The sequence below is a fragment of the Nocardioides speluncae genome, from assembly GCF_003121585.1.
In the GTDB taxonomy this organism is placed as follows: Bacteria; Actinomycetota; Actinomycetes; order Propionibacteriales; family Nocardioidaceae; genus Nocardioides; species Nocardioides speluncae.
In genome coordinates, this window is sequence record NZ_QEOO01000017.1 from 1 (window position 1) to 24,408 (window position 24,408).

A 24,408-nucleotide genomic window follows, 5' to 3' on the forward strand; every position below is an offset into this window, starting at 1 on the left:
CCGCCAGCACCAGCCACCCAGATCCACCCACGATCAACCTCCACGCCCTCAGACCGAGAGCCGCATGACAGACCGATCTACGCTACGTGGCATTGGGCGTCGACCCGTCTCTGCATTTCCATGGGGGCCGCGACGGGTTGAGGCTCTTTTACTGAGTTACGTGGTTACCGTCGGCGGTTGGTTGCGGTACTTGGTTCGGTTGCCTTTCGGCTTACGGTTTGCTCGGGTCAACGGTCTCTGGTTGCGGTTCCCAAACCTTTGACTATCGCTCGAACGTATGTACAGTTGACGTAGTCAGTCATCGTCGGGACACCATGGGGGAGGTGTCGGAAGAATGCTCGTCAATTCACCGCATCCGGTGCTTGTCTGTGCCGTCGCTATTGAAGCGGCATTGAAGGATGTTGACGGCGTCGAGCCGACCTTCATGCGGACTTCGGAGAAGGCGGATGCACTGCTCGCGCTCGCGCGACTGGAGACCCAGCTGGCCGCGTTGCGGCTGAAGGTGATGGCAGCAGCGGATGACGTCGCCGAGGAGTCCGGGGCGCGTGACGTGGCCGCGTGGCTGGCCCACGAGTCTCGCGAGAACCCGACCGCCTGCCGCGCCGAGCAACACCTCGCCTTGGCGCTCGACACCCGGTGCACCCGACTCGGTACGGCGGTCGCCGAGGGTGCGGTGAACCTGGCCCAAGCCAAGGTCATCGCTCGAGCCTTGGGCGACCTGCCCGACGATCTCGACCCCGAGTTGCTGGTGCGGGCGGAGGAGCACCTGGTCGAAGCGGCCAGCGAGTACCGGCCGGATCAGCTGCGGGTGCTGGGCAGGCGGATCCTCGACGTGATCGCCCCCGACGTCGGCGAGGCCGAGGAGGCCAAGCAGCTCGCGCGGGAGGAAGAGCGTGCCTGGGAGACCACCAGCCTGACGCTGACCAGGCGCGGAGATGGCACCACCCGACTCACCGGCGTCCTACCCGACGCCGCGGCAACCCGGCTCGCCACCTACCTCGACGCATTCACCTCACCCCGTTCCCGGGTGGTCGAGCAGCGAGCGCCAGCAACCGCAGCATCGCGGCCGCGGTCACGCGGCCGCGATGCTGGGGCCGTCGTCGAGACCACCGCCATGCCACAGCACCGCGCACGCGGCCAGGCGTTCATCGCACTGCTCGAACACCTCGACCCAGCCAAGCTCCCAGCGCACGGCGGCGACGCCACCACAGTCATGGTCACCATCAACCACGACTCGCTCACCAAAGACCTCGCCACCGCCGGGTTGCTCGGCACCGACGACAAGATCACCGCCGCCCAAGCCCGCCGACTCGCCTGCACCGCCCAGATCCTGCCGGTCGTGCTCGGCGGGAAGTCCGAGATCCTCGACCTCGGCCGCACCCGCCGACTCTTCTCAAGAGCACAACACAAAGCCATGCGAATACGCGACACGCGGTGTCGCGGCGAGAATTGCACGATACCGGCGACCTGGACTGAAGCCCACCATTGGAAACCGTGGTCGAAGGGCGGAAAGACCGACCTCGCCGACGGCGTACTGCTTTGCAGTCACCATCACCACCGAGCGCACGATGCCCGATATTCATCGGAAAGAATGCCGAACGGCGATATTCGATTCCACCGCAGAACATAAATGGACTGCCACTAGCAGAGGGACGACAATGACGGCAGGCACGGCAGATAGCCTTCATCGATAGTTCGGTGTGACGGTCAACATCTCGCGTCAAATCGAACGTAGGTGCGACGCGTGAGCTCTTCAAACCCCTGGATCCGGATGGTTCAGTCTCGCCCAGGTTCATGGCTGATTGCGGGGAACCTCGCCGGCTGACTCCGCGTCGAGGTGGTCTGATCGCGAAGATCGCGCCCCATGCGGCGACCGTGAAGGCCGCCGCGGTCAGGAGCACCGCGAGCCAGACCGCCCGCCAGTGGCCCCGGTAGGTGTAGATGGCGGCCGGGATCATCCCGACGCCGAAGAGCACGACAGGCGTGCCGTAGTCCCAGGCGGGCTGCTCCTCCTCCCACACGCCGACCCAGCCCCAGTTGGAGGAGAACTCGAACACCAGGAGGACGGCAGAACCGAGTCCGGCGACGAAGGCCCACGCCAGGTCGGCCGCCGGATTCGGGTCGCGCCGGGCCTGGTCCGGTTCGGGCCAGGGTGCGAGGGCGGCCAGCCCCAGTACCGCTCCAGCGACGACGGGCACCCAGAAGTACCCGCCGATCCCGACATGGATCTCCGGGATCTTCCGGAAGCCGAAGCCGGCGGCCACCAACAGACCACCCGCCACCAGGGCGGCCCAGCGCGCGTGGCGGGTGCGAGGCAGCAGCGCGAGTGCCGCACCAGCGGTAGGCAGAGTCCGGGGCCGAGCACGGCAGCGGTGAGCGGCAGGCCGAATGCGATCGGCGAATTCGGGTCATCGAGGTCAGCGCCGAGCAGGTCGAGGAGGACCAGCAGCCACAGCACGCCAGCGGCGAGGGCGAGCCAGAGAAGCGGCTCGACGAGGTAACGCAATCTCACAGAACGGGCAGCATCCGCTCGCGCTCGAAAGCGGAGACCTGGCCGCGGTACTCGTCCCACTCGGCGCGCTTGTTGCGGAGGAAGAAGTCGTAGACGTGCTCGCCGAGGGTGTCGGCGAGGAGCTCGGAGTTCTCGGAGATGCCGATGGCCTCGTTGAGGCTCTTCGGCAGCGGCTCGATGCCGAGGCTCTTGCGCTCGCGCTCGGTCAGCGACCAGACGTCGTCCTCGGCCTCGCGGGGCAGCTCGTAGCCCTCCTCGATGCCCTTGAGCCCGGCGGCGAGGATCACCGCGAAGGCGAGGTACGGGTTGCAGGCGGCGTCGAGGTTGCGCAGCTCGATCCGGGTCGACTGGCCCTTGTTGGGCTTGTACATCGGCACCCGGATCATCGCCGAGCGGTTGTTGTGTCCCCAGCAGATGTACGACGGGGCCTCGCCGCCGCCGATCAGCCGCTTGTAGCTGTTGACCCACTGGTTGGTGACGCAGGTGATCTCGGGGGCGTGCTGGAGTACGCCGGCGATGAACTGCCGGCCGGTCTTGCTGAGCTGGTACTCCGCGCCGGCCTCGAAGAAGGCGTTCTGGTCGCCCTCGAACAGCGACACATGGGTGTGCATCCCGGAGCCGGGGTGCTGGGTGAACGGCTTCGGCATGAAGCTGGCCCAGATGCCCTGGCTGAGCGCCACCTCCCGGATCACGGTCCGGAACGTCATGATGTTGTCTGCGGTGCTCAGCGCGTCGGCGTACCGAAGGTCGATCTCCTGCTGGCCGGGGCCGCCTTCGTGGTGGCTGTACTCCACCGAGATGCCCATCGACTCCAGCATCGTGATCGCCTCGCGCCGGAAGTCCGCACCCATCGACTGCGCGGTGTGGTCGAAGTACCCGCTCCGGTCCACCGGGACCGGCTCCGCTCCCCCGCCCGGCGTGTCCTTGAAGAGGTAGAACTCGATCTCCGGATGGGTGTAGAAGGTGAAGCCCTTCTCGGCCGCCGCACTCAGGGTCCGCTTCAGGACATAGCGCGGGTCGGCGTACGACGGCGAGCCGTCCGGCATCGAGATGTCGCAGAACATCCGGGCGGTGCTCGGCCCGTCGCCCGACCGCCACGGGAGGATCTGGAAGGTGGCCGGGTCCGGCTTGGCCAGCATGTCGGCCTCGTAGACCCGGGCGAATCCCTCGATCGCCGAGCCGTCGAAACCGATCCCCTCAGTGAAGGCACCTTCAAGCTCGGCCGGCGCGACCGCCACCGACTTGAGGAACCCGAGCACGTCGGTGAACCACAGCCGCACGAAACGTACGTCGCGCTCCTCGAGCGCCCGCAGCACGAAGTCTTCCTGCTTGCCCATGAGGCAACTATGACCCATCACGTGTTTCCGGGAGATGTCCTGGTCACCTTCCGACAACGGCAGCGATGACTAACCCCGGGCCGGCGGGTCTACCCATTCATGACTCAGCGACCGAACCGAACCGTGGTAGCCAACTTCACGATGAGCCTCGACGGACGGGTCAACGGCCCCGGCGGCGACCAGGACATGAGCTGGATCGCGCCGCACGCCGTCACCGACGCCGCCCGCGACAGCCTCACTCAGCTGGTCGAGCCGGTCACGACCGTCGTCCTGGGCGCACGAACTTCGAGGGCTTCGGCAGCTACTGGCCGAACGTCGCGAAAGACGACAGCGCCGAGCCGCGCGACCGGGCGTTCGCGCAGTGGTTCGACCACGTGGAGAAGGTGGTCTTCTCGACCACGCTGACCCAGCCGACCTGGCAGAACTCGCGGATCGTGAGCGGCGACCCGGGCGAGGTGATCGACGAGCTCCGCGCCCAGGAGGGCGGCGACATCATGGTCTCGGCCAGCATGAGCGTGATCCGGGCACTGCTCGCAGCCGACCAGGTCGACCGGCTGAGCATCAATCTCTGCCCCGAGGTCTCCGGAGGCGGGATGCGGCTCTTCGAGGACGGCATCCCTGCGTCCTCCTGGACGCTCACCGGGACGACGACCAGCGAGACGGGTGCGATCTGGGCGTGCTACGACCGCAAGCGCGACTAGCTACTTGCTGGGCGCGAGAACCCGCACACAGCAGCGCGGCGGATCCGGCGCCAGCTCGACCCGGTCGCCGTCGCAGCCCAGCCGGTCGGCGACGGCACGCACGAAGTCGAGGTTCATCCCGCACACGAGCTCCTGGTGCTCGGCGGCCAGCCGGTCGTAGGGGCAGTTGCCCAGGGTCAGGTCACCGTGGTCCTCGTCGATCTGCGGCTCGTACCCGTAGTCGGCGAGTACGCCGGCCACCCGGGCGAGGTCCTTGCCGGTGGGCTTGGCGTTGTGTACGGCGTCCGCGGCGGCCTGCTGGGCGGCGTCGGTGACGGCCTCGTTCATGGGTGCGCCGTCGAGCGCCCGCTCGACGGCGTCCGCGAGCACCTGACCGGCCAGGTCGTAGCGCCGGCTCGGCACGCTGACCGAGACCTCCTTGCGCGCCCGCCGGTAGAGCTTGGCCGGCCGGCCGGCACCGGGTCCGCTCCGTCCGGTCAGCCGCCGGAACTCGGGGACCAGTAGCCCCTCATCGACCAGCCGCTCCAGATGGAACTTCGCGGTGTGCCTGGGTACGTCGACGCCGTCGGCCGCCTGGTCGCGGCTCACCGCGTCGGGCTGGGCGGAGACGAAGCGGTAAAGCGCGCGTCGTACCGGGTCGGCCAGCGAGCCGACCCTGGTCACGCGGCGGGCGAACGCGTCTTCGGTCACGATCACTTTCTATCAGACAGATGTCTTGTCGAAACAGTCTTGACAGGTCTACCGTTGAAATCTGTCTCCGTTAGAAGACAGACAGTTCAGTGAAAGGAGTCGCCATGGCACTCACCCACGCCTGGCACGACATGACACAGGAGATGCGCTCGGAGCTGCACGACATCGCCTTCATCGGCCGGGTTGGGCCCGCCCGCCAGGCATTCCTCATGCTCTGGGTCACCTTCGCCATCGCGCCGATCGTCTTCGGCATCGACAAGTTCGCCGAGGTGCTCAGCTCGAACTGGGCAGGCTACCTCGCCCCATGGGTCAACGACCTGGTCCCCGGCACCGCGTCCGAGGCGATGATGGCGGTCGGCGTCATCGAGATCTGTGCGGGCCTGCTGGTCGCCGTACTCCCCCGCATCGGCGGGTACGTCGTGGCCGCCTGGCTCGCTGGCGTCATCGTCAACCTGGTCTCCCAGGGCGAGTTCTACGACATCGCGCTGCGCGACTTCGGGCTGCTGGTGGGCGCTCTGGCCCTGGCCCGGCTCGCGATGACCTTCCACCGTCAGGAGCAGGAGGTCACCGACTGATCCCCCAGACCGCGAGGGCGGCTACCGTCTGACCTCTCTGGCTACAGTGCGTGCGTGACAGCTTCCCCGTGGCGCTCGCTCGTACTGACGCTGGCTGTGATGTCGGTAGTCGTCCTCGCCATTCACGTGGCGTTCCCTGACCACCCGGACTACGCCGGACACTTCGCGGCCGGCGCCGGGATGACGTTGGGCGGGCTGTCGGTGTTGCTGCTCTGGCACGAGAAGCCGGCTCCCGGTCGCGCGACCATGCTGGCACTCGCCGCGGTCGGCGTCGGTGCGCTCACCGAGGCGACCATCTTCCGGCTCGCTGACTTCGACGTCGTCGACTTCGGTCTGCAGAGCATCGGCGCAGTCTTCGCGACGTACCCGTTCCTGTACGGCGCCACCATCGAGCGCAACCTGATCGGAATCCTCGCCGGGCTCGCCCTCCTCGCGGTCGGCGTCGGCCACATCGTCTGGCTCACCGATGCGTAGGGCGCTGGTCTGGGTGCCCTTCGCCCTCGTCGTCGCACTCGGCCTGCTGGTCGTCGGCGAGCTGGTGCTGCGTACGGCGATCCCGCGCGAGCTCGCCGGCACCGTCACCGCCGTCGACCGCCGTACCGAGGACCAGCCCGGCGTGGACGACGTCTGGTTCGTGACCCTTGATGGCAATCGAGAGGTCCGGGTCGAGCGGCCGATCGGCGAGCGACTGGAGTCTGGCGACGAGATCGTCAAAACGGCGTGGAGCCGCAACCTCCACGTCAACGACGAGGAGGTGCGGCTCTCACTCAGCCCGGAGGCGCGGGCCAGTCTGTGGTTCGTGCCGCTCATCTGGCTCCTGGCCGGCGGGCTCACCCTGGCCACCACTCGTCCTAGCGAACCGTGACCAGCGTGTGCATGCCGCGGGCGGCCAGCATCGTGCCATCGTCGAGGTCGACCACCCAGCTGACCAGCGTATACCGGCCGGGCGCGAGCGCCGGTCGGACCAGCGCGCGGCCGCCGGCCTCGAGGACCGGCATGCCCGATGGGGGCGCGCCGGTGAAGGGCATCACCGGCGGCCGCTTGCCCGCGTTCATCGCCTCGAAGAACGCCTGTAGGTCGGCCTCGGTGGTCTCCGGCCGGACCGGCACAACACGGCCTCGTCCAGCTGTCCGTTCCGGTTGGTCACCGCGATCGTCCCGTCCGCCGTGAGCGGTCGGCGTACCCGGAACCGGGGTCCGGCCGAGGTGTCGACCATCGTGATCGCCGCGTCCGCGACCATCGGCGGAGGCGGTGCCCACGGGCCGTCAACGACCAGGGCAGTCAGCGGCCGTCCGGTGTCGGCGTCCTGGTAGTCGACGAGGTAGTAGGTGCCCTCGCCGAGCCGCTGCCGGAACTCCGCCGTCCGGCCGGGTACGGCGAGCGCCCCGCCGAGCATCGTCGCCTCCTCGGTGAGCTGCCGCCCCGCCGCCGCGGCGGCCTCGCCGCGCTCGGTGAGTGCGGCGGTCAGGTGGGTCAGGAACCGGTCGACCGGCACCCCGTCTCGCAGCCGCAGCAGGCCGAGCCGGATCCCCTCCGGGTCGTCGGTGCGCACCCGGAAGGTGACCGCGCCAGGCCGATGCCGGGCCGGAGCCGTGAAGCCGGTCGAGCTGCCGACCACGTCCACCGTCATCCTCGACGGCGCCGTTGCCTGCTGGCTCTCCAGGACCGGCGCTGCCGTGGCGGTCGGCGCCACCACCCCGGCTGCAAGGAACGCGGACAGGGCGGCTGCGGCGTACGTGGTCTGCTTGGCCTGCTTCGACATCGACGTTCCCTCCGGAGGTCTGTCTGGGTCGACTCCAAACCTGTCGCCCGGCCCACCCCCGGACAACGGGGATCCTCCCGGGATGCACCCTGAGCGGGGCCTCGGGGTCTGCGCAGCCGGACCGGCTCAGCGAGCGCGCAGCCGGCGCAGCATCCGGGCGTCCTCGAAGCCGACCGCGCGGGCGGCCGCCTCGACGATGGTCCCAGCCCCGATCAGCAGCTCGGCCCGCTCCAGGCGGACCTGCTGCTGGTAGCGCAGCGGGGTCAGGCCCACGGCGCTGGTGAAGGCCCGGGTGAGAGTTCGCTCGGACACCGCGACCCCAGCCGCCAGCTCGGCGAGCGGCAGCGGCTCGGCGTACCGCTCGTCGATCTCGTCCTGGGTCCGGTGCACGATGTCGTCGAGATGGTCGCGATGCCGCAGCATCACGCTCTGCTGAGGGTGCAGCCCGTTGCGCCGCGCGTACACCACCATCGACCGTGCCACCCGGGCCGCAGTGGCCGGTCCGTGCCGTTCGGAGATCACGTGCAGCGCAAGGTCGATGCCACTCGCGATCCCGGCCGAGGTGTGCAGCCGGTCCTCGGACACGAACAGCACGTCGCGGACGACACGGACCCGCGGGTGCCGGCGCTGCAGCGCGTCCTGCAGGCCATGGTGCGTGGTCGCGCGCCGGCCGTCGAGCAGCCCGGTGGCGGCCAGGGCGAACGCTCCCGCGCACACGCTGAGCATGGTGCCACCGGCCTCGTGGTGCCGGACGACCTCCTCCAGCAGCGGCTCCGCGACCGGTTGTCCGATCGGGCCGTCGCCGTTCTCCCAGCCCGGGATCACCACCAGGTCGTCGGCGGCGAGGCTCGGCCAGGTCGTGTCCGCGACCAGGCCGAGCCCCTGGTGACTGGTCACCAGGGGCTCGGTCGCGACGTAGGACAGCTCATAGACGGGCCCGCAGTCCCACACCGATCCAAACGCCTGCGCCGGGCCGGACAGGTCGAGCAGGTGTACGCCGGGCGGCAGGACGAAGAGCACACGAGTCATGATCCGGTCAGGATGCCACGGCCTCCCCGATGACCTCGCCGACGACCTGGTCGATGGTCGCGATCGTCGCGAACCGGCCGGCCAGCGAGAACTCGGTCCCGGCGATGACATCCGCGACCGCGCGGACCTCGCCGGTGTCCGGCCGAGTGATCGGGAAGGTCGCGGTCGCGTCGGTGACGAAGGTGACGTCGTACCCGAGGTCGGCGGCGACCCGGGTCGTGGTCTCGCAGCACTGCTCGGTCTGGATGCCGGCGATCAGTAGGCGGCCGACGCCCTTCTGGGTGAGCAGCTGCTGCAGGTTGGTGGTCGTGAAGGAGTTGATCGACGACTTGGTGATCACGGCCTCACCGGGCCTGGCAGTCAGCCCCTCCTGAAGCCGAACGAAGCCCCAGTCCGGGTCGAACGGGCCGCCGTCCGCCTGGCTGTGCAGCACCCAGATCACCTCCTGGCCGACCGCGCGGGCGTGGTCGACCAGCCGGCTGACGTCCTCGACGATGTCGGGGTTCGAACACTGCTCCCAGACGGCTCGGTGCCGGAAGGACTCCTGGACGTCGATCACGAGGAGTGCGGTCTTCTCTGCCGTGGTCATGCGTCCATCCTGCCGGCGTGGCCCAGCGCCGGCCAGACACGGTCCGGTCGGCTAGCGGACTGATCCGGTCACGCCTTGAGCTACCCGGATGCTGGCTGCGGAGTGGGCTCCTCGGTGGCGGCGTCGACCTTCGCCAGGGCGGACTTCGCCAGCCTGACGATGTCGGACTCGTCGTGCCCAAAGGTGACCAGGTAGCCGTGCACCGCGTTGCGGACCAGCGCCAATTCAGCGTCGGTCAGACGGATGGTCTTCATCCTCCAACGGTACGCCGCGCTGAGGAGCGCCTGTTGGAGATTCAGTCGGTGAGCTCGACCGGCTCGGCGATGGCGTCGACCAGTGCGCCGTTGCGGAGCACGGTGATCTCCATCCGGGCGCCGATCGCGTCGGCGAACATCCGCCGCTGCAGCGACTGCGCGTCTCCGAGTGGGGTGCCGTCGATGGCCAGGATGACGTCGCCGCGGCGCAGCCCGGAGTACGCCGCCGGGCTGTTCTCGACGACCTCCACCACCCGCAGTGCGGTGCGCTGCCCGGTCCTCTCACGGAGCGCGGGCGACAGCGGCGTGGGCGAGCTGACCAGCCCGAGGTAGGCGCGGCGTACCCGGCCGTCGTGCATGAGCGCATGGATGATCCGGTGCGTCGTGGCGTTGATGGGTACGGCGAGCCCGAGGCCGACGCCGGCCACGGCGGTGTTGATGCCGACCACCCGGCTGCGCGAGTCGGCCAGCGCCCCACCGGAGTTGCCGGGATTGAGGGCAGCGTCGGTCTGGATCACGTCCTCGATCAGCCGGGTGGCGCTGCGGGTGCGGGCCGGCATCGAGCGCCCGAGAGCGCTGACCACGCCGGCGGTCACCGAGCCGGCCAGGCCGAGCGGGTTGCCGACCGCCACGACCAGGGAGCCGACCAGCAGCCGGTCGGCGTCGCCGTACTCCGGCGGGCTCGGCACCTCGCGGTCGGCGCGGACCACCGCCAGGTCCGACAGCGGGTCGCGGCCCACGACGTCGATCCGGGCGGTCACCCCGTCGCTGAACTCCGCCTCCCCGGCGTTCGCGTCACCGACCACGTGCGCGTTGGTGACCAGGTGGCCCTCGCCGGTCAGCACCACGGCCGACCCGGCCGACTCGCCTCGCTGCCCGCGCATGCGCACGGCCGCCACCCGCGGGGTCAGCTCGGCAGCCACCCCCGTGACGATCGCGGAGTACGCATCGAGTGCGTCGTTCTCGGTCGGGTCCATCGACAGATGGAACGAACGGAGCCCGGCGTGGATTCCACACCAGGCTCCGCTCAGAGCGAACGCGGCCTCAGCTTGCTGCTTCGACCTCGGTCCGGACCGGGGGTGCGACGATCCGGCCGCGGCGTACGGCGACGTACCGGCCGAGAGCCACCAGCCCGAAGCCGGCCAGGAAGATCGCCAGGGTGAACCCGCCGTAGGAGACCGGGAACTCCCCGGCCTCGAAGGCCGGTGCCGAGCTTTCGGGGTCCATCGCGTCCAGCAGCAGGTACAGAGTCTGGAAGACGAACGCCCACAGGTAGGCGATGGCGTACGCCGTGTTGGCGGCCAGGCGGGACCGCAGCAGGTAGCCGAGCGGGAACGCGGCCAGCAGCGTGACGACCGTGATCATCGGAGCTCGGCCTCATCGGACGCCGGCCCGCGCCGGGGCGCGGCGAACATCAGGTAGACCGCGGCGACGGTCCACACGATCGACACGCCGACCAGGATCCGGATCCCGGCCGGGATGCCGTCGACGAAGAATGCCGGCAGTCCGGTGAGGGTGACGATGATGATCGCGACAGCGGCAATCCGAGCGGCAACGCTGTTGCCGCGCCAGGCAGCAATGACCGCGACCAGGCCGACGACGCCGAGCACGGTGCCGACGGCCAGGACCTCCATCGGCGGGCCCTCCTCGCCCTCGGGCGTCGGGATCAGCACGCTCGGGATGTTGGCGGCGCTCATCAGGCCGGCGAGGACCAGGCCGACCTTCTGCCCGGTACTGGGCGTGGTGCGGCGGGTAGTCATGGTGCTCATGGTGACTCCTTGGTGAGTGGTTTGGTGAGTGGTGGTGCACCAAACGTGCGGCCCCGCCGCTTCCCGGCGGCAGGTCGGAACTGCCCGTGCCGTTCCCGCGCTGTCCCGGCCGCACAGGAAGGAGTTCCCGGGACACCTCACCCGGAGCGCGGCCATGATGAGTCCATGACAGTGCGGATCCTGCTCGCCGACGACCACCCGGTCGTGCGCGGCGGGTTGCGCGCGCTGATCGACACCATCGACGGGCTGGAGGTCGTCGGCGAAGTCGGCGACGGCGAGGCGGCGGTCCGCGAGGTGCAGCTGTCCCGGCCGGATGTGGTGCTGATGGACGTGCGGATGCCAGTGCTCGACGGAGTGGAGGCGACCCGCCGGATCCGGGCGGCGGTCCCGGAGACCGCCGTACTCATGCTGACCATGTACGACGACGACGCGACCGTGTTCACCGCGATGCAGGCCGGCGCCCGGGGCTACCTGCTGAAGGGCGCCGAGCAGGACGAGATCGTCGGCGCGGTGCGGGGGGTGGTGGCCGGGCAGGCGATCTTCGGTCCGGGCGTCGCGGTCCGGGTGCTGGCCCACTTCAGCGCCCCGCCCGCGCGGACCGAGATCCCGTTCCCGGAGCTGACCGAGCGCGAGCGCGAGATCCTCGACCTGCTCGCGGCGGGCTCGCGCACCAGCGCGATCGCCCAGGAGCTGTTCCTGTCGCCGAAGACCGTGAGCAACCACCTCACCAGCATCTTCGCCAAGCTCCAGGTGACCGACCGCGCCGCGGCGATCATCCGTGCCCGCGAGGGTGGGCTGGGCTCATGACCTACGCCGAGCTGGTCGGCGTCGCGGTGCTCGGGCTCAGCACCCTGGTCAGCGGTGCAGCGCTGCTGGCCCGGTCTCGCGCCGTACTGCCGGGCGCACCGCTCGCGCTCGGCGGCCTCGCGCTCCTGACGGGTGCGCTTGCCTGGCGGGCCGAGCCGGAGCTGGCCCGGGCTGCGTTCGTGACCGGAGGCTCGCTGCTGCTGCCACTGGCCGTCACGGCGTACCCACGGCTGCGGTGGCGGCTCCCGGTCGACTTCGTGGCTCTGGTCGTCGTCACCGGCTCTGGCCTGATCGCGGTCGCGTCGCTCGGCTGGACCGGGCCGTGGGAGCGCTCGGGCATCCTCTGGCCCACGGGCATCACCCTGGCCGCGACCGGCTTCCTGCATACCTGGTGGAAGCTCGAGCGCAGCGACGGCACCGACCGCTGGGCGCTGGCCTGGATGGCGTTGAGCCTGGCGCTGACCGGAACGGTGTTCTTCTTCATCGTGTTCGCACTCGATGGCGCGACCGGTCAGCGGGCCGGCATCGGGTACGGCGTGGGCTACGGGCTGTTCGCGGTCGTCGCACCCGCGATGTACGTCGGCCTCTGGCGCCCGGAGGTCGTCGACGTCCGCGGTCTGGTCGTCCAGGCGGTGGTGCTGGCGACGGCAGTGGTCGTCTACATGGCGGTCTACGCGACCCTTCAGGGAGGCCTCGATCTGCTCGGCGGCGAGCCGCCGAGTGTGGGCACGATGGCACTGGCCGCCGCACTGATCGCGGCCCTCTTCCACCCGCTCCAGGTGGCGATGCGCGGCGTCATCGACGAGCTGCTGTTCGGCACCCGCCCGGACCCGTTCGGCGCCGCTGGGCACGTCGCCGAGAACCTCGGCGACGACCCCGAGCTCGCCCTGCGCACGATCCGCGAGGCGCTGGTGCTGCCGTACGCCGAGCTCCAGGTCGGCGGCGAGGTCCTGGCCACGTCCGGCACCGCCGTGACCCACACCCGGGCACTGCCGCTCACGCTCGGCGACGGCCGCACCGGCGAGCTCGTCGTCGGGCTCCGGGCGGGCGACCTCGCCCTCACCGCGGGCGATCGGCACGTGCTCGACCTGGCCCGGCCGCTGCTCGCCCAGTCGCTGCGGGCACGGCTGCTCGCCGACCAGCTGCAGGAGTCGCGCGAGCAGACGATCACCGCGATCGAGGAGGAACGGCGGCGACTGCGCCGGGACCTCCACGACGGACTCGGGCCGCGGCTGTCCGGGATCGCGTTCACCTCCGACGCAGCCCGCAACACGATGCCCGACGACCCTCCCGCCGCGGCCGCGCTCCTGGGCGGCCTCCGCGCGGAGGCGGTCGCGGCGATCGAGGAGATCCGGCAGCTGGTCTACGGGATGCGGCCGCCGGCCCTCGACGAGCTCGGGCTGGTCCCGGCGCTGCGGCAGCAGGCCCACTCACTTCGTACGGCGGACGGGCGGCCACTGCGGGTCGAGGTCGACGCGGCCGACCTGCCGCCGCTGGCAGCGGCGGTCGAGGTCGCGGCGTACCGAATCGCGGTCGAGGCGCTCAGCAACGCCGCCCGGCACAGCGGCGCCGACCTAGCCGAGGCCAGCCTCCGGGTCGCCGAAGGGTCACTCGTCGTCGAGGTCAACGACCATGGCGCCACCCCGTCGACCTGGACCCGCGGCGTCGGCCTGTCCTCGATGCGGGAGCGGGCCGCCGAGCTCGGCGGGAGCCTCGACGCCGGGTATGCCGACGGCGGCGGCCGCGTGGTCGCCGTACTCCCGCTGTGACTCGGGCCGGACGTCATACGAACCGGCGGCTATCGGTGCCGGACCGCATGACGTACCGCAGGACGTCATACGAACCGCGCGTCATGGGTCGCGATTCGTATGACGTCCCGCCCCGTGCGACGCCATGCTGAGCATCGTGTACTCACGGTCGCTGGTCGCCGCCGCGCTGGCGTACGCGCTGCTGCACCACATCGGGCTGCTGCCGGATGGGCTCGGTCCTGGGCCGGAGGACACCCGGCTGCTCGACTGGCTGGACCTGGCCGTCCCGTGGCTGGTGCTCGGCAGTGCGGCCGCGGTGCTCTGGGCCGACCGGTCGCGGCCCCTCGTATGGCTGCTCTTCGGCGCCGGCGCGATCGCCTACACCTCCGGCCACGGCATCCATCTCGCGGCCAACTCGATCGGCCACGAAGTCGCCAACGACACCGTGCACCTGTGGGACGAGCCGGTGGGGCACCACATCTGGTTCGTCGGGGTCGCCCTGGTGCTGGCAGCACTGGCGCTCACCATGGTCGACAAGCCCCGGCCGCCGGTCCTCGGCTACGTCCTGGCACTCGCCGTCGGGCTGACCTGGGCGACCAACGCGGTCGGCGGTGGCACCGAGGTCTTCAGCCTGCTGGTCGCCCTCGCGGCAACGGCGTACGGCTGGCGTCAGCGCGACAGCCTCGGCGTGGTGCTGCTCGTCGGCTTCCTCCCGGCAACGGCCACGCTGGTCGCACTCTGGGCAGCGTCGTAGCCGGCTACTTCTCCGGGACGTTCGCCTCGATCTCGCGCAGCCAGGCGGTGCCGCTGGCGTCAGACGGCATCCGCCAATCGCCGCGCGGCGACAGCGAGCCGCCGGCGGAGACCTTCGGGCCGTTGGGCAGCGCGGAGCGCTTGAACTGGCTGGAGAAGAACCGCTTGGCGAAGACCAGCAGCCAGCGTCGGATCGTGGCCAGGTCGTACGACGTACGCCGGTCGTCGTCGAAGCCCGGCGGCCACTCCCCCGTCTCGGCGTCGCGCCAGGCGTGCCAGGCGAGGAAGGCGATCTTGCTCGGCCGATAGCCGCGGCGCAGCACGTGGTAGAGCGTGAAGTCCTGCAGCGAGTAGGGCCCGACCGAGTCCTCGGTGGCCTGCGGCTTCTTGCCGGCCTCGATCGGGATCAGCTCGGGGGTGATCTCCTGGTCGAGGATCTCCTGGAGCACCTCGTTGGTGTCGCTGTGCCCGTCCTCGTTGGCGAACTGCCCGGACGAGATCACCCAGCGGATCAGGTGCTGGATCAGCGTCTTCGGGACGCCGGTGTTCACCGCGTAGTGCGACATCTGGTCGCCGACGCCGTACGTGCACCAGCCCAGCGCCAGCTCCGACAGGTCGCCGGTGCCGAGCACGATGCCTCCGCGGTGGTTAGCCAGCCGGAACAGGTAGTCGGTGCGCAGCCCGGCCTGGACGTTCTCGAAGGTGACGTCGTACACCGGCTCGCCGTCGGCGTACGGGTGGTCGAGGTCGGCCAGCATCTGCCGCGCGGCCGGCTTGATGTCGAGCTCGGCGAAGGTGACGCCGAGCGCCTTGGACAGCCGGGTGGCGTAGGACTTGGTGGTCTCGCCGGTGGCGAAGCCCGGCATCGTGAACGCGTGTATGTCGCTGCGCGGGCGCCCGAGCCGGTCCATCGCCTTGGCCGCGACGATCAGGGCATGGGTGGAGTCAAGGCCACCCGAGACACCGATCACGACCTTCGGCTGACCGATCGCGTGGAGTCGCTGCTCGAGCCCGGAGACCTGGATGTTGTAGGCCTCGTAGCAGTCCAGCTCCAGCCGCGCCGGGTCGTCGGGCACGAACGGGAAGCGGTCCACCTTCCGCCGCAGCCCGATGTCGCCGGTCGGCGGCTTCAGCTCGAACTCGACGGTCTCGAAGTCCTCGATCCGGTCGGCCAGCGTCCGCCGGTTGTCGTCGAAGGTGCCCTGCCGCAGCCGCTCCTGGCGGAGCCGGTCCAGGTCGACGTCGGTCACCGACCGCCGCGGCCCGTCCGGGAACCGCTCGGTCTCGGCGAGCAGGTCGCCGCACTCGTAGACCATCGTCTGGCCGTCCCAGGACAGGTCGGTCGACGACTCGCCCTGGCCGGCCGCCGCATAGAGGTACGCCGCAAGGCAGCGCGCGCTGGCGCTGCGGACCAGCAGCCGCCGGTCCTCGGCCCGGGAGACCGTGATCGGCGAGCCGGACAGGTTGGCCAGCACGGTCGCGCCCGCCAGCGCGGCCTCAGCGCTCGGCGGAACCGGGACCCACATGTCCTCGCAGACCTCGACGTGCAGGACCAGGCCGGGTACGTCGGTCGCGGCGTACAGCAGGTCGGGCCCGAACGGCACCTCCTCGCCGCCGGCCACGATCGTGGAGCCGCGCCGGTCGTCGCCGGGGGCGAAGTGGCGGCGCTCGTAGAACTCGCGGTAGGTCGGCAGGTACGACTTCGGCGACACCCCGAGCACCTCGCCGCGGTGGATCACCACCGCGCAGTTGAGCACCCGGGTGCCGTGCACCAGCGGGGCACCGACGACCAGTACCGGCAGCAGCTCCGTGGTCGCCTCGGCGATCGTCGTGATCGCCGCCTGCACCTCGTCGAGCAGGGTGTCCTGGAGCAGCAGGTCATCGATGGCGTAGCCGGACAGCGCCAGCTCGGGGAAGACCGCGACCGCGACGCCGTCGGCGTGGCAGGCGCGCGCCTCGGTCAGCACGCTCTGCGCGTTGGCCGCCGGGTCGGCGACCGCGACCGGGACCGTGCAGGCGGCCACGCGGGCGAACCCCTGGGCATATGCGGAGTAGAAGTCCACGCCTGCGAGTCTAGGTGTCGTGACCCTCGCCGAGACGCCCGCGCCGCCGTACACCGCCGTGATCTTCAGCAGCATCCGCACCGACAACGAGCAGGGGTACGCCGTGATGGCGGCTCGGATGGAGGAGCTGGCGGCCCTGCAGCCGGGCTACGTCGGCATCGAGTCCGCACGAGGCGAGATCGGCATCACCGTCTCCTACTGGACCGACGACGCCGCTGCCCGCGCCTGGAAGCAGGTCGCCGAGCACACCATCGCGCAGGAGCGCGGCAAGACGACCTGGTACGCCGACTACCGGGTGCGGGTCTGCACCGTCGAGCGCGACTACGGCCACCCGTCGACCATGTGATCGAGGGAAGCCTGCCATGGCGGTGGTGTGCGGGGCGCCGCGTGTTGGGGGCTTCGGGCCCCGCATTTCATGGTTACCGTCCGCTTTTGGTTGCGGTACTTGGTTCGGTTCATCGCTGGCTTACGGCTTGCTGTGGTCAACGGTCCGCGGTTGCGGTTCTTAAACCTTGCTCAATCATTCGAACGTATGTACGGTGGTGTTAGTCGAATAGTTGGTACGCCATGGGGGAGGTACCGGAAACAATGCTCGTCAATACGCCACATCCGGTGCTCGCCTGCGCCGACAATATCCTCGCCGAGCTCGCACAGATCGCTGACGTTGACCCAGCCTTTATGAAGACCTCCGACAAGGCCGACGCGCTGCTCAAGCTGGTGAAGATCGAGACCCTGTTGACCGCGCTCCGACTACGGGTCATGGCCACCGCCGACGACGTCGCCGAGGACACCGGCGCCCGCGACGTGGCCGCCTGGCTCGCCCACCACACCCAGTCCAGCCCGAAGACCTGCCGCGCCGAACTCCACCTCGCCGCCGCCCTCGACACCCGCTGGACCCGCCTCGCGGCGGTAGTCACCGCTGGTGAGGTGAACCTAGCCCAGGCGCGGGTAATCACCCGGGCGCTCGATGAGCTACCCGACGATCTGGACGCCGACCTCCTCGTCCAAGCCGAGAAGCACCTGGTCGAAGCGGCCGCCCACCACCGCCCCGACCAGCTGAAGATCCTCGGCCGCAAGATCCTGGACGTGATCGCGCCCGAGGTCGGCGATGCCGAGGAAGCCAAGCAGTTGCAGCGGGAGGAAGAGCGAGCGTGGGAGACCACCAGCCTCACCTTCACCAGGCGCGGCGACGGCACCACTCGGCTCACCGGCCTGCTACCGGACGCTGCCGCGGCGCGGCTGGTGACCTACCTGGATGCCTTCACCTCACCCCGCCAGCAATCCACCGACGTCGTGGTCCCGCAGCACCGGGCGCGGGCTCAGGCGTTCTGCACGCTGCTGGAACACCTCGACCCCACCAAGCTTCCGATGCACGGCGGTGACGCCACCACGGTCATCGTCACCATCAGCCACGACGCACTCGCCCGCGACCGGGCCGCAGCGAGCGTGGTCGGCACCGACGACAAGATCACCGCCGCCCAAGCCCGCCGCCTGGCCTGCACCGCCGGGATCATCCCCGCGGTCCTCGGCGGGAAGTCCGAGATCCTCGACTTCGGCCGCACCAGAAGGCTCTTCTCCAAGCCCCAGCACAAGGCACTGCGACTGCGCGACCAACGGTGCCGCGGCGCAGGGTGCACAATCCCGGCGCAGTGGTGTGAGGCGCATCATTGGCGGCCGTGGTCGAAAGGCGGGAAGACCAATTTCGCCGACGGCATACTGCTTTGTTCACATCACCATCACCGAGCGCACGACAATCGCTATTCCGCGGAGCGAATGCCGAACGGCGATATCCGATTCCACCGCAGAACATAACCGCAATGCAATGCAATCAATTCACGCGCCCTCACCACAGACCGTTGACCATCGCGGACCGTGAGCCGAAAAGCAACCGAAGCAAGTCATGCAACCAAAAGCGGACCGCAACGACGTAGTCCGGTAGTCACGTCACGCCAGGCGGTCAGCGAGCTATGCAGCAGCGCAGCCAACCACCGCGACCACCGACATCAGACCGCCCGGACACGGTCCGGAATCTTGACCCCGATCGAGCTGGTCACCGACGCCGTGCATGCAATCACGATAGGGCCACCCTGCGACGGTCCAACTCGAATCGTCCAGTCACCAGCCGACTGAGGCCGCTCCCCGATCGGCGACAACGAGGATCCGGAACGGCTGGTCATCGGAGTCGCGGACGATCGTGATGTCGACATTGCGGACCTCCGTCGCCGGCTCCTCCCAGTACAGCGCGTCCTCCATCAGCCAGACCTGGGAGTACTCGGATGCCGGCGTCTCCTTGGGCTGGATCCGGCGAATGCTGGAGCCCTTGAACCCGATCTGGGCCACGCCGGGCGCCGGCAGTGTCGGCTCGGCCGCCCAGAGCGAGTCTGCCTTTGCACGGTCGCCGCGGTTGACCAGATCCGCCCAGGCACGGACTGCCGCGTCGGGCTCATCAGCGGCGGTAGGGAGCGGGATCTCGGACTCGGGCTTCGACTCGATCAGCTCCTCGAAGCGCTGCTGGACCTTCGTACCCGGCTGCCAGAACCACTCGCCTGTGCCGAACCAGCCACAGCCCGAGCCAGGGATCAGGACTCGGTCTCCCCAAGCGTTCTGAGCGACGAGTTCCACCCGCAGCGGGTCAACGCATTCGCCGCGGAGCCGCTCCCTCATTGTCACCCGATCCGCGAGGTCGGCGTTGACCAACGCGATCAGCTCCACGTCGAGCAGCGCAGACTGGAACGGCAGCTCGGTCAGCGCCTCGGTCTTCCAGCACAGCACCGCATGCGTCATGCGAAGGTCCGCGGGGTCGTCATACGCCGCCGGGGAGAAGAGTGGGCCGTCGGGGTTGTACGTCGGGCACGACAACGACACCTCGACGTGCGGAGGCTCTCGGGTCGCCCGCTGGGCGGCGAGCAGGTCGAGGTACTTCCGGTGGACCACGCCGGAGCCCTCGCGCACCCGTCCTGAGGTCTGGTGGTCGTGTGGGCCGAGGTGGAGCCAGCCGCATCCGGAGCTCCCGCCGGTGACCGAGGCCGCCGTGCCGTCGGCGTACTGCAATAGCACCGTCCATTCGGTCCCGAGCGTCCCCGGACAGATCGACGATGCTGGCGAGGCAAAGGGCCGTGCGTTCACGGTCTCGACCAGCTCGTCGAGCCCGGTCTCGAGCACATCTCGCGGCGGCTGGAACGAGCCGGCCCCGCCCGCAGGACAGAGCTGCGCGCGCACGGCTCCTTTCCGCAGCGGCTCGCCCGGTTTGCCGGGCAGCGCGCCGCGGTTGACGTTGGCCGGGCACTCCAGCGACAAGACCTCGGGCTCCTTCACCGGCTCCCCGCCGCGATCGCCGCCGGGCTCGCCGCCACGGGTGACTGCCCACGGGATGCCGATCGCGGCCAGCACCGCTACCGCGGCCGAGACGGCCACGATGCCCTGCCGCCGACGACGCGCTCGCCGTGCCCAGGTCCGGGCCGCTCCGGCCAGGTCGCCGGTCGGCGGCTCGGGCACGAGCTCGGTCAGCGACCGGCCGAGCCGGTCCTCGAAGCTGTCGTTCATGCGTCCTCCTCGCGTGCCAGTGCTGGGGAGGAGCGGAGAGCCACGATCGCCCGGGCGGCCTGACTCTTCACGGTGCCGACGCTGATGCCGAGCACGTCCGCGGTCTGTGCCTCGGTGAGGTCCTCCACATAGCGGAGTACGACGACGGCTCGCTGCCCGCGAGGCAGCGCGGCGAGTGCGGTCACCAGGTCCCGCCGCAGGTCCGCATCGACCGCCGCGCCGGCCTGCTCGGGCACGGCCGCGGCCGGGACCTCGACGTTCCAGCGGCGGCGCCACCAGGCGACGTACGTGGTGAACATGACCCGCCGGACATACGCCTCGAACGACCCGTCGCCGTTCACCCGGCCGAAGTGCGGCCACGCCTTGCCGAGCGCGGTCTGCAGCAGGTCCTCGGCCTTGCCGATGTCGCCGGTCAGCAGCCACGCGGAGCGCCAAAGCGCACCCGACCGGGCGGCGACGAACTCGTCGAAACCGCCGGCGTCGCGCTTCCCCGTCTCCGTCATCGCATCCAGCACCGTTCCTCCTCACCACCACTAAGCGGCGAGGCCTGCCGAAAGGTTGTCACGCGGGACGGATACTCGGTTGCCGCTGGTCGCCGGGTGGGCCAGTGTCGTGGTCGTGCAGATCCGACAAGAGAGTCCCGACGACGTCGCCGCGATCCGCGCCGTGACTGCGGCCGCCTTCGCGGGCATGGCGCACTCGATGCCCCCGGTCGACCCCGACGGCGTACCCGGCGAGGCCAGCCTGGTCGGCTGGCTGCGCGAGAGCGCGGGCTGGATCCCGGAGCTGTCGCTGGTGGCCGAGGCCGGCGGTCAGATCGTCGGCCATGCGGTCGCGACCCGAGGCACCGTCGACGGCGAGCCGGCCCTGGGGCTCGGCCCGGTCAGCGTGGCTCCGGACCGTCAGGGCGGAGGCGTCGGCTCAGCGCTGGTGCGCGGCGTGATCGCGGCCGCCGACGAGCTCGGCGAGCCGCTGATGGTGCTGCTCGGCGAGCCGGCGTACTACTCGCGTTTCGGCTTCCGGCCGGCGACCGAGCTCGGCATCGCCTCGCCGGATCCGGAGTGGGGCGACTACTTCCAGGCCCGCCCGCTCGCGGCCTACGACCCCGCGCTGACCGGCACCTTCCGCTACGCCGAGCCCTTCACGCGCGCCTGACGTGCGCCGATCAGCAGGGCCGCCGCGCCCGCAATCTCGATGCCGATGAACGCCTTGCTGACCAGCGTGGTGCCCTCGCCCTCGAGCGCTACCGATGCCGCGCGGCCGAGCGCCATCCCCGCGGTCGCGATGCCGATCGGCACCGCCGCGGCCGGGCTGGCGACCAGGGCCGCGGCGAAGGCGAGTGGCATGCCGCCGTACACGGCGCGGATCTCGGTCCGGGAGTCGGCGGTGTCGGCGGTGCCGCCGAAGGTCTGCGGGATGCGTCCCGGCTGCGCCAGGCCGGCGACGCCGAGTGCGGCGTACGACGCCGCTCCGATCGCGATCAGCTTGTTCATGCAGCGATCCTGACAGGTCGGTGTTGACATGCAACCTTGAGGTTGCTTATTGTCGAGCCTGTGTCCGTCTTCGAAGCTGTCGCCGACCCGGTACGGCGCGACCTGCTCGCCGTGCTGCGGGAGTACGGTCCGGCCTCGCTCAACACCCTGGCCGAAGGCCGGCCGATGACCCGCCAGGCCGTGACCAAGCACCTCAACGTGCTGGTGAAGTGCGGCCTGGTCCGGGCGCACCGCCGCGGCCGGGAGCGGATCCACGAGCTCGACCCTGAACCGCTGAAGGAGCTGGCCGACTTCCTGGCACCGTACGCGGCGGCCTGGGACGACCGGCTCGACCGACTGCAGACCTACCTTGAGGAGAACCCATGAACGCCCCCGCTACCGACGCAGTGACCAACCTGGCCACCATCGAGAAGACACTGGACCTCAGCCATCCGATCGAGCGCGTTTGGAGCGCGATCTCCAACCCGGCCGAGCTGGTCAAGTGGTTCCCGAACACCTCGGCCACCCTCGACGCGCGCCCCGGTGGCGTCGGCCACTGGGTCTGGGACTTCGACGACAACCACTTCGAGGCCGAGATCCACGTCGTCGAGGTCGAGCCGCCGTGCCGCCTGGTCTGGACCTGGGACCACCGCGAGGACTCCGACAAGCCGATCACCACGGTCGAGTGGCAGCTGACCGAGCGCGCCGACGGCGGCACCACGCTCGTGGTCCGCGAGTCCGGCTTCCAGGACCCGGCCCACCGGACCGACAACGTCCAGGGCTGGGACTCCGAGACCGACGAGCTGGTCGCGTACCTGGACAGCTGAGCCTTACCCTGCGGGACGTGACCACCGCCGGACTCGCCCTCGCCCTGCTGGCGACCTACGTCGTGCTGGCCCTCGTGGTCCGGCCGATCCTCCAGCTGCGGCGTACCGGCTCGACCGGCGTGGTCACGGTCCGCAAACACACCAGCGCGAGTGAGTGGGCGGCCGTCCTGCTCGGCCTGGCCGGCTTCGGGCTCGCGTTCACGGCGCCGGCGCTGGTGCTGCTCGACATCGTCGACCTGGCTGAGTGGCACGACTCGACACCACTGCGGGCGGCCGGTGCGGTCACGATGGTTGCCGGCATCGTGCTGACCTTCGCCGCCCAGCTCGCGATGGGAGCGTCCTGGCGGATCGGTGTCGACCCTTCGGAGCGTACGGCGCTGGTCACCGACGGCCTGTTCGGCTGGATCCGCAACCCGATCTACACCGGCATGGTGCTCACCGTCGGCGGGCTGGTCCTGCTGCTGCCGACCGTCGTGGCCGTCGCTGCGCTGGCCACGGTGGTCGCGGCGGTCGAGGTCCAGGTCCGGCTGGTCGAGGAGCCGTACCTGCGACAGGTCCACGGCGACGAGTTCGCGGCGTACTGCCGCCGGGTCGGCCGGCTGCTGCCGAAGGTCGGCCGCCAGCGTTGAGCCCTAGTTGACCGGGCTCTCGGCCAGCGTGACCTCGGCCTCCTGGCGCTGTCCGGACGCGTCCCGCCAGGTGATGGAGACCTCGTCGCCCACCTCGTGCTCCGCGACCGCCGACTGCAGCGCGTCCACGGAGTCGGTCTCCTCGTCACCGATCGCGAGCAGCGTGTCACCGACCTCCAGGCCGGCCTTCGCCGCCGGGCTGCCGTCCTCGACCTGCAGGATGCCCAGGCCGTCGTCCACGCCCACGCCGAGGTACGCCGCCGGCCCAACCGTGACCGAGCCATCCTCGTCACCGGACTCGATCTTCTCGGCGATCGCGAGCGCGTCGTCGATGGGTACGGCGTAGCTCTCGGAGCTCGTCGCGGTCGGCTGGGCGAACCCGCCGCCCGAGTTCGCCGCGGTCGTGATGCCGATGACCTCACCTTCGTCGTCGAACGTGGGCCCGCCGGAGTAGCCCGACACCGCCGCGGCGTCGGTCTGGATCAGCCCGGTCAGGTTCTCGGCGTCGCCACCGAACGCGTCGGACGCGGTGATCGGCTGGTCCTCGGCGAGCACCTCTCCGTCGGCGGCGGACAGGAAGCCCTGCCCGCCGCCGTTCCCGACCGCCGTCACGTCGTCGCCGACGTCCACCTCGTCGTCGTCGATCGTGACGGGGGTCAGCTCATCGGCGTCGATGTCGAGGAGTGCGACATCAGCAGATTCGTCGTACCCGAGAACCTCGGCGTCGTAGGTGTCGCCGGTCGAGGCGACGGTGACCTTGACCGAGGTCGAGTCCTCGACGACGTGGTAGTTGGTAAGGATCGTCCCGTCCTCGTCGAGGATCATCCCGGTGCCGGCGCCGGCGCCGTTCTGGAGCGTGGTGTCGATCAGCACGACGCCCTCCGACTGCTCCTCGCTCGCCTTCGTGCCGCTCGGCTGTTGCGCACCGCCCGGCCCCCACTCCGGCTGCGGGAACCGGTCGATTCCGTCGTTCGGGGTGTCGACGTCCTCGGAGGCGGAGGTCCGGTCGTCGGTCCCGTTGCTGGCCTGGTCGTCCTTGGTCAGCGCCCACGTCGTCGGTACGGCGACCGCCGCGGCCAGCACGGTGCCGGTCACGAGCCCGGCGAGAGTGCCGATGACGACCGGACGCCGGCTCGGCGGCCGGGTCAGCGAGGGTGGAGCCGCCACGTAGGTCGTCGCGACCTGTGCTGCCGGAGTCGGCGGGATCGGCTGGGTCTGGGACTGGTCGTCATCGTTCATGCAACCAGTGGACGTGGCGATCCTGAGAACCTCTTTGACCTGACCTGTGCGCTGGTTGTGAGTTGTCACGTGACCAGCGACACAGGCGCTCACCGGCGCCCGCGGGTCT

The 24,408-nt window shown here is 70.1% G+C and carries 30 protein-coding genes; 15 read left to right on the forward strand and 15 right to left on the reverse strand.

Annotation, left to right across the window (positions count from 1 at the left end):
* The first annotated feature begins 424 nt into the window (after positions 1 to 424).
* Positions 425 to 1,630, forward strand: coding sequence for an HNH endonuclease signature motif containing protein (locus DDV73_RS10370; protein ID WP_240617222.1), 1,206 nt, complete (start codon positions 425 to 427; stop codon positions 1,628 to 1,630).
* Positions 1,631 to 2,508: 878 nt separating this feature from the next.
* Here DDV73_RS10370 and glnA read toward each other — a convergent pair.
* Positions 2,509 to 3,849 carry a type I glutamate--ammonia ligase gene (gene glnA / locus DDV73_RS10375; RefSeq protein WP_109507181.1) on the reverse strand — a complete coding sequence of 447 codons (1,341 nt, stop codon included), beginning with the start codon at positions 3,847 to 3,849 and terminating at the stop codon, positions 2,509 to 2,511.
* Between the two features lie 141 nt (positions 3,850 to 3,990).
* On the opposite strand from glnA, the gene DDV73_RS29695 reads away from it, so the two are divergent.
* Together DDV73_RS29695 and DDV73_RS29590 are read left to right on the forward strand one after the other, a co-directional pair.
* Complete coding sequence (locus tag DDV73_RS29695; protein ID WP_420818471.1) at positions 3,991 to 4,254, forward strand: hypothetical protein; 264 nt, start codon at positions 3,991 to 3,993, stop codon at positions 4,252 to 4,254.
* Positions 4,224 to 4,550 (forward strand): dihydrofolate reductase family protein, encoded by a 327-nt coding sequence (locus tag DDV73_RS29590; protein WP_338066387.1) that lies wholly within the window; start codon positions 4,224 to 4,226, stop codon positions 4,548 to 4,550. The genes DDV73_RS29695 and DDV73_RS29590 overlap by 31 nt, the downstream gene beginning before the upstream one ends.
* On the opposite strand, the gene DDV73_RS10385 is transcribed toward DDV73_RS29590, so the two are convergent.
* On the reverse strand, positions 4,551 to 5,240 hold the full coding sequence (locus DDV73_RS10385; RefSeq protein ID WP_109507253.1) for a helix-turn-helix transcriptional regulator: 690 nt from the start codon (positions 5,238 to 5,240) through the stop codon (positions 4,551 to 4,553). It abuts the gene before it with no gap.
* A gap of 104 nt (positions 5,241 to 5,344) precedes the next feature.
* Between DDV73_RS10385 and DDV73_RS10390 the strand changes: the two genes are divergently transcribed.
* The 3 genes from DDV73_RS10390 to DDV73_RS10400 are packed head-to-tail and all read left to right on the forward strand — an operon-like array spanning position 5,345 to position 6,680.
* Entirely contained in the window at positions 5,345 to 5,815 is a 471-nt protein-coding gene (locus DDV73_RS10390; RefSeq protein ID WP_240617223.1) for a hypothetical protein, read from the forward strand.
* 54 nt (positions 5,816 to 5,869) lie between these two features.
* Positions 5,870 to 6,289 carry a hypothetical protein gene (locus DDV73_RS10395; RefSeq protein ID WP_154402707.1) on the forward strand — a complete coding sequence of 140 codons (420 nt, stop codon included), beginning with the start codon at positions 5,870 to 5,872 and terminating at the stop codon, positions 6,287 to 6,289.
* Complete coding sequence (locus tag DDV73_RS10400; protein WP_109507183.1) at positions 6,282 to 6,680, forward strand: hypothetical protein; 399 nt, start codon at positions 6,282 to 6,284, stop codon at positions 6,678 to 6,680. Before DDV73_RS10395 ends, DDV73_RS10400 begins: the two co-directional genes overlap by 8 nt.
* Here the strand turns inward: DDV73_RS10400 and DDV73_RS10405 are convergent.
* The 8 genes from DDV73_RS10405 to DDV73_RS10435 form a co-directional block, all read right to left on the reverse strand.
* The gene (locus tag DDV73_RS10405) at positions 6,667 to 6,924 is read right to left on the reverse strand and encodes a hypothetical protein (RefSeq protein ID WP_109507184.1); all 258 of its coding nucleotides are present in this window, start codon (positions 6,922 to 6,924) and stop codon (positions 6,667 to 6,669) included. The two genes, DDV73_RS10400 and DDV73_RS10405, sit on opposite strands and share 14 nt — an antisense overlap.
* Complete coding sequence (locus DDV73_RS10410) at positions 6,867 to 7,577, reverse strand: hypothetical protein (RefSeq protein ID WP_109507185.1); 711 nt, start codon at positions 7,575 to 7,577, stop codon at positions 6,867 to 6,869. Before DDV73_RS10410 ends, DDV73_RS10405 begins: the two co-directional genes overlap by 58 nt.
* A gap of 126 nt (positions 7,578 to 7,703) precedes the next feature.
* A complete protein-coding gene (locus tag DDV73_RS10415; RefSeq protein WP_109507186.1) occupies positions 7,704 to 8,606 on the reverse strand; it encodes a GlxA family transcriptional regulator in 903 nt (300 codons plus the stop codon).
* Between the two features lie 7 nt (positions 8,607 to 8,613).
* A complete protein-coding gene (locus DDV73_RS10420; RefSeq protein ID WP_109507187.1) occupies positions 8,614 to 9,195 on the reverse strand; it encodes a cysteine hydrolase family protein in 582 nt (193 codons plus the stop codon).
* Positions 9,196 to 9,275: 80 nt separating this feature from the next.
* Positions 9,276 to 9,449: a hypothetical protein gene (locus DDV73_RS27880; protein WP_154402708.1), complete on the reverse strand. Its 174-nt coding sequence runs from the start codon at positions 9,447 to 9,449 to the stop codon at positions 9,276 to 9,278.
* Between the two features lie 41 nt (positions 9,450 to 9,490).
* On the reverse strand, positions 9,491 to 10,426 hold the full coding sequence (locus DDV73_RS10425) for a S1C family serine protease (RefSeq protein ID WP_109507188.1): 936 nt from the start codon (positions 10,424 to 10,426) through the stop codon (positions 9,491 to 9,493).
* Between the two features lie 67 nt (positions 10,427 to 10,493).
* The gene (locus tag DDV73_RS10430) at positions 10,494 to 10,814 is read right to left on the reverse strand and encodes a hypothetical protein (RefSeq protein WP_109507189.1); all 321 of its coding nucleotides are present in this window, start codon (positions 10,812 to 10,814) and stop codon (positions 10,494 to 10,496) included.
* Entirely contained in the window at positions 10,811 to 11,218 is a 408-nt protein-coding gene (locus tag DDV73_RS10435; RefSeq protein ID WP_109507190.1) for a hypothetical protein, read from the reverse strand. Before DDV73_RS10435 ends, DDV73_RS10430 begins: the two co-directional genes overlap by 4 nt.
* 165 nt (positions 11,219 to 11,383) lie before the next feature.
* On the opposite strand from DDV73_RS10435, the gene DDV73_RS10440 reads away from it, so the two are divergent.
* The 3 genes from DDV73_RS10440 to DDV73_RS10450 all read left to right on the forward strand — a co-directional run bounded on the left by DDV73_RS10440 (position 11,384) and on the right by DDV73_RS10450 (position 14,527).
* Positions 11,384 to 12,025: a response regulator gene (locus DDV73_RS10440; RefSeq protein ID WP_109507191.1), complete on the forward strand. Its 642-nt coding sequence runs from the start codon at positions 11,384 to 11,386 to the stop codon at positions 12,023 to 12,025.
* Entirely contained in the window at positions 12,022 to 13,794 is a 1,773-nt protein-coding gene (locus DDV73_RS10445; protein WP_109507192.1) for a sensor histidine kinase, read from the forward strand. Before DDV73_RS10440 ends, DDV73_RS10445 begins: the two co-directional genes overlap by 4 nt.
* 136 nt (positions 13,795 to 13,930) lie before the next feature.
* Complete coding sequence (locus tag DDV73_RS10450) at positions 13,931 to 14,527, forward strand: hypothetical protein (RefSeq protein ID WP_154402709.1); 597 nt, start codon at positions 13,931 to 13,933, stop codon at positions 14,525 to 14,527.
* Positions 14,528 to 14,531: 4 nt separating this feature from the next.
* Here the strand turns inward: DDV73_RS10450 and DDV73_RS10455 are convergent, their stop codons facing one another.
* Positions 14,532 to 16,589 (reverse strand): NAD(+) synthase, encoded by a 2,058-nt coding sequence (locus tag DDV73_RS10455; RefSeq protein ID WP_109507194.1) that lies wholly within the window; start codon positions 16,587 to 16,589, stop codon positions 14,532 to 14,534.
* 19 nt (positions 16,590 to 16,608) lie between these two features.
* Between DDV73_RS10455 and DDV73_RS10460 the strand changes: the two genes are divergently transcribed.
* Both DDV73_RS10460 and DDV73_RS10465 read left to right on the forward strand, forming a co-directional pair.
* Complete coding sequence (locus DDV73_RS10460) at positions 16,609 to 16,935, forward strand: antibiotic biosynthesis monooxygenase family protein (RefSeq protein WP_109507195.1); 327 nt, start codon at positions 16,609 to 16,611, stop codon at positions 16,933 to 16,935.
* 332 nt (positions 16,936 to 17,267) lie between these two features.
* Positions 17,268 to 18,401 carry an HNH endonuclease signature motif containing protein gene (locus DDV73_RS10465; protein ID WP_161962351.1) on the forward strand — a complete coding sequence of 378 codons (1,134 nt, stop codon included), beginning with the start codon at positions 17,268 to 17,270 and terminating at the stop codon, positions 18,399 to 18,401.
* Positions 18,402 to 18,704: 303 nt separating this feature from the next.
* Here DDV73_RS10465 and DDV73_RS10470 read toward each other — a convergent pair whose 3' ends face one another.
* Positions 18,705 to 20,132 carry a hypothetical protein gene (locus DDV73_RS10470; RefSeq protein ID WP_109507197.1) on the reverse strand — a complete coding sequence of 476 codons (1,428 nt, stop codon included), beginning with the start codon at positions 20,130 to 20,132 and terminating at the stop codon, positions 18,705 to 18,707.
* Complete coding sequence (locus tag DDV73_RS10475) at positions 20,129 to 20,647, reverse strand: SigE family RNA polymerase sigma factor (protein WP_240617224.1); 519 nt, start codon at positions 20,645 to 20,647, stop codon at positions 20,129 to 20,131. The genes DDV73_RS10470 and DDV73_RS10475 overlap by 4 nt, the downstream gene beginning before the upstream one ends.
* A 103-nt stretch (positions 20,648 to 20,750) precedes the next feature.
* Between DDV73_RS10475 and DDV73_RS10480 the strand changes: the two genes are divergently transcribed.
* Positions 20,751 to 21,287 (forward strand): GNAT family N-acetyltransferase, encoded by a 537-nt coding sequence (locus DDV73_RS10480; RefSeq protein WP_109507256.1) that lies wholly within the window; start codon positions 20,751 to 20,753, stop codon positions 21,285 to 21,287.
* Here the strand turns inward: DDV73_RS10480 and DDV73_RS10485 are convergent.
* Positions 21,260 to 21,625: a DUF4345 family protein gene (locus DDV73_RS10485; protein WP_109507198.1), complete on the reverse strand. Its 366-nt coding sequence runs from the start codon at positions 21,623 to 21,625 to the stop codon at positions 21,260 to 21,262. The genes DDV73_RS10480 and DDV73_RS10485 overlap by 28 nt on opposite strands.
* 60 nt (positions 21,626 to 21,685) lie before the next feature.
* Between DDV73_RS10485 and DDV73_RS10490 the strand changes: the two genes are divergently transcribed.
* From DDV73_RS10490 to DDV73_RS10500, 3 genes are read left to right on the forward strand one after another with little or no spacing between them, the layout of a single operon-like run.
* Positions 21,686 to 21,991: an ArsR/SmtB family transcription factor gene (locus DDV73_RS10490; protein WP_161962352.1), complete on the forward strand. Its 306-nt coding sequence runs from the start codon at positions 21,686 to 21,688 to the stop codon at positions 21,989 to 21,991.
* Complete coding sequence (locus DDV73_RS10495) at positions 21,988 to 22,431, forward strand: SRPBCC domain-containing protein (RefSeq protein WP_109507200.1); 444 nt, start codon at positions 21,988 to 21,990, stop codon at positions 22,429 to 22,431. The genes DDV73_RS10490 and DDV73_RS10495 overlap by 4 nt, the downstream gene beginning before the upstream one ends.
* 17 nt (positions 22,432 to 22,448) lie before the next feature.
* Positions 22,449 to 23,060, forward strand: coding sequence for a methyltransferase family protein (locus DDV73_RS10500; RefSeq protein WP_206050811.1), 612 nt, complete (start codon positions 22,449 to 22,451; stop codon positions 23,058 to 23,060).
* A 3-nt stretch (positions 23,061 to 23,063) separates the two neighbouring features.
* On the opposite strand, the gene DDV73_RS10505 is transcribed toward DDV73_RS10500, so the two are convergent.
* Positions 23,064 to 24,299, reverse strand: coding sequence for a S1C family serine protease (locus tag DDV73_RS10505; protein WP_109507201.1), 1,236 nt, complete (start codon positions 24,297 to 24,299; stop codon positions 23,064 to 23,066).
* Positions 24,300 to 24,408 lie beyond the last annotated feature (109 nt).